The 3,016-nt window shown below is 37.1% G+C and carries 4 protein-coding genes; 3 read left to right on the plus strand and 1 reads right to left on the minus strand.

The window, feature by feature from the left end; all coding sequences use genetic code 11:
- Positions 1-302 precede the first annotated feature (302 nt).
- The 3 genes from AAAT93_RS00125 (at position 303) to AAAT93_RS00135 (ending at position 2,477) form a co-directional block, all read left to right on the plus strand.
- Positions 303-479, plus strand: a complete 177-nt coding sequence (locus AAAT93_RS00125) for a hypothetical protein (protein ID WP_181985515.1) — start codon at positions 303-305, stop codon at positions 477-479.
- The gene (locus AAAT93_RS00130) at positions 466-627 is read left to right on the plus strand and encodes a hypothetical protein (protein ID WP_182428834.1); all 162 of its coding nucleotides are present in this window, start codon (positions 466-468) and stop codon (positions 625-627) included. The genes AAAT93_RS00125 and AAAT93_RS00130 overlap by 14 nt, the downstream gene beginning before the upstream one ends.
- Before the next feature lie 164 nt (positions 628-791).
- Positions 792-2,477 carry an ABC transporter ATP-binding protein gene (locus tag AAAT93_RS00135; RefSeq protein WP_021985347.1) on the plus strand — a complete coding sequence of 562 codons (1,686 nt, stop codon included), beginning with the start codon at positions 792-794 and terminating at the stop codon, positions 2,475-2,477.
- 89 nt (positions 2,478-2,566) lie between these two features.
- Here the strand turns inward: AAAT93_RS00135 and AAAT93_RS00140 are convergent.
- On the minus strand, positions 2,567-3,016 hold a 450-nt coding region (locus AAAT93_RS00140; protein ID WP_349095432.1), incomplete at its 5' end, for an adenylate cyclase.

Genomic DNA, 3,016 nt, shown 5'->3' on the forward strand with positions numbered 1-3,016 from the left:
GAGACTGCAGATGCTGCGTCGTATAAGGTTTTCTTGCGTACCCGGATCACCGGATTGGTCGTCACATATGCCTGCTCAATGCCGTAATGTGGGTATGTGTCTAGCTGATCTGGCAGTTTATGAAATAAAAATTTACGTTCGATTTCCATATTTTGTTCCTCCGTGTCTGGAATATCTGTCAAGCGTTTTTGAAAAAGTCCTTGACGGCATAGTTTAAGTCTATGTTTGCAGATGGATTTCTCCTGCGAAAGCCAAAGGAGGACGAAATATGGCAAACAGAGAGTACAAAAGTGATGTGCACCGTGTATAATATCAATCCGGGGAATAATGAGGATTTGAAGAAGCGGAGCCAGACATTGCGGGAGTATATGATATTTGTTGGATATGTAAATGAGAATCTCGCAAAGGCAAAAAAGGGCGAGAAGGATTATGAGGTTGCAATCAGAGATGCGGTGAACCGCTGTATTGCAGAAGAATAAAACACTTGAACAGATTGCGGATGAACTCGAAGAATCTGTCAAAGATATCCGGCCAATTTACGATATCGTGAAGAAACATGCTCCAGAATATGATGTGGATGTAATTACCACAGAAGTACTGGAAACACGGGAAAATAAAAAAGAATAAAACTTTAAAAAGAGGTGAAGCGGATATGAAATTTATTCGAGGTATCTACTCAGTACAGTTGATGTAAACTGTTGGCAGATTGTGCTGAGGTGAAAATAAACTTGCTAGCAGTCGTTAACTGTACTGTCCAAATGATTGAAATATAATATTAAAGGAGTACAGTTATGCGCTATATAAAAGAAATTCTAAAGAATAACAAATTGTGGGTATTGGCTTACATTGGACTAGGTATATTTAATGCATTTATGGCTAATTACAAAACGGACTATTTTCAGAAGGTTATTGACGGATTGGCGGCCGGAACACTTACATTTGCAGGAGTTATAACCTACGGTCTTATTTTGCTGGTAAATTATTGTATGAATTATCTGGATAATTATCCGGAAAAGAAATTGGAGTATGGTATTTATCTGGATTTTAAGCTTTTATCGCTTAGAAAAATAAGTACAATCGATTATACGGAATATCAGAAAATAGGTACTGGAAAACTTGTTCAAAGGATTGAGAATGGTTCATCCGCAGGCAGAAATGTAGTATTCAATTTCTGGTTGCGTTTGATTCGTGATTTACTTCCTACTATTGTTTTTAGTGTATATTTTATTTGGAAGATTGATAAAATAATTACTTACATATTGTTTGTAGGCTATATACTTATTTTTATAATAACCAATATTCTACTAAAGTTTCTATACAAAATAAAAGAAAAGATTCTGAACAGTGAGGAGCTATTCAATCATTTTCTGGTCAGGGGCTTTATGGAAATGCTGGTGTTCCGTATGAGCAAACAGTTTCCGAGTGAAATAAAGAAAACCCGTAGTGCAAAAGAGGATATTGTATCATCAAAAGTAAAAATGAATATGATTCATGAAGCTTTTTTTACAATATTTGCGCTGCTTGTGGCAATGTTAGATATTGGTATTTTATTTTATGCATGGAAAACAAAAAATCTTACAGTGGGTTCTATAGTTGCACTCATTGCGCTGATTGAAAATGCTTACACGCCGATAGCTATTTTTAATGTACTTTATGTTCAATATAAATTGGACAAGGCATCCTATAAGAGATTTGAAGAATTTTTAGATTTAAAAGAGGATAATCAATTAAGAAATGGTGACGCAATTCATACGGACATTGGGGAAATATCGATAAAAAACTTATCGTTTCAATATGAAGAACGGAAAATTATTGATGATTTGAGCCTGTTCATAAAACGGGGACAAAAAATAGCTTTTGTAGGTGAAAGTGGCTCAGGGAAATCCACTGTGATTAAGATATTACTGGGATTACTAAAATACAATCAGGGAGAAATCTACTTAGGTGATATGGAGTTAAGTGGAATTTGCCTTAATAATTTGTATGACAGAGTCAGCTACATATCGCAGGATGTTCCTGTTTTTGATGGAACAATAAAGGAAAATCTGGTATTTGAGAAGAATGTGTCAGAAGAACAAATGCTGGACGCATTGAAGGAAGTGCAATTATCTCATTTGGTTGAGAATCTTGCGGAAGGTTTAGATACTGAAATTGGAGAGAAAGGTACTTGCTTATCAGGAGGAGAAAAACAAAGACTTGCATTCGCACGCTTGTGGTTTGAAAACCCTGAACTTGTCGTTTTGGATGAAGCAACATCTGCAATGGATAATTTAACTGAAGAAAATGTAATGAAATCGGTTATGCTAAAAATGAAAGATAAAACGGTCATTGCGATTGCGCATAGATTGAATTCCATTGCCGGTTTTGACAGAATTATTCTCTTTAGAGAAGGGAAGATTGTTGGACAAGGGACTTTTGAAGAACTATTACATACGGATTCTTATTTTAAGGAATTGTATAATGCGAATGTGCAATAATTGAACTTTTTACAGAACAATTAATATCCCCGGAGACAGGGTTAACCACCCAAAATCTCCGGGGATGTTTCGCTTGAAAATAACGTTAATTATGCAGAAAGTGACTGTATAAACTGTGCGATTTCTTCTTTGCGCATCACGCTCATCGTACTGTTGTGGAAATGCGTATCATACGTCACTTCTTTTTTCACTGCAAAAGAATCCGGTAAGGTGTAGTTCTTGGCTGTTTCTTCATCCGGGAATTCCACTTCGCCCATAACAAGCCCATCAAACAATCCTTCGAAGATATCAAGCTCTAAGGTAAGCCCCTGATTAAGCGGAATCTTATAGCGCGTTTTCGCAATCACATTGCCGTCTGCTTTGGCGCAGAGTGTCCGGTAAGCAGCTTCGTCAATCGGAAGCTCAAATTCCTGTCGGGCTAACATACCACTACTTTTGACAGTCAGGACATATTGGTAATCAGAGACTGCAGATGCTGCGTCGTATAAGGTTTTCTTGCGTACCCGGATCACCGGATTGGTCGTCACATATGCCTGCTC

Origin of the sequence: Coprococcus hominis (ex Arizal et al. 2022), assembly GCF_040094675.1 — a bacterium.
GTDB classification, from domain to species: domain Bacteria; phylum Bacillota; class Clostridia; order Lachnospirales; family Lachnospiraceae; genus Coprococcus_C; species Coprococcus_C hominis.